The sequence below is a fragment of the Paraburkholderia sp. BR10954 genome (assembly GCF_040965775.1).
In the GTDB taxonomy this organism is placed as follows: Bacteria; Pseudomonadota; Gammaproteobacteria; order Burkholderiales; family Burkholderiaceae; genus Paraburkholderia; species Paraburkholderia youngii.
Map to the genome: position 1 here is coordinate 1 of NZ_JBFRCK010000238.1, position 417 is coordinate 417.

The following is a 417-nucleotide window of genomic DNA, read 5'->3' on the forward strand; positions in this document are numbered from 1 at the left end:
GGCCAAGACGGCGCTCACCACCAACGTCTATGTGCTGGCCAAGGCGCTTGCGACGGAGCGCGACGCCGAGGCCACCGTGGTGATGGCGCGCGAGGCCTCGATTGCCGCCGACGCCGAAAAGATGGCCTCGCTGGCCCGGCTGCGCGCCGCCCAGCTCGCCACCGCGGCGGCCGGCGAGGCCGTGGTGGTCGCCGACGCCCACCTCACCACCATGGCGGTGAGCGCCAATGCGGCGAGCGTCGCCCTGGCGCAGCGCGCCTCGCTGCTGACCGCGGCCTGGAACGGGGTAAAGGCCGCCGGCGCCGGCATGCTCGGGGTGGTCGGCGGACCGTGGGGGGCGGCATTGCTGGCCGGTGCCGCGGCGGTGGCTTTCTTCGCCACCCGCACCACAGCGGCCGAAGAGGCGGCCGACAGCTT

Annotated in this window: 1 protein-coding gene; it reads left to right on the top strand. The window is 74.8% G+C overall.

The features are described 5' to 3' along the window. The coding region (locus tag AB4Y34_RS42045; RefSeq protein WP_368719332.1) for a hypothetical protein at positions 1–417 on the top strand (417 nt) is incomplete at both ends.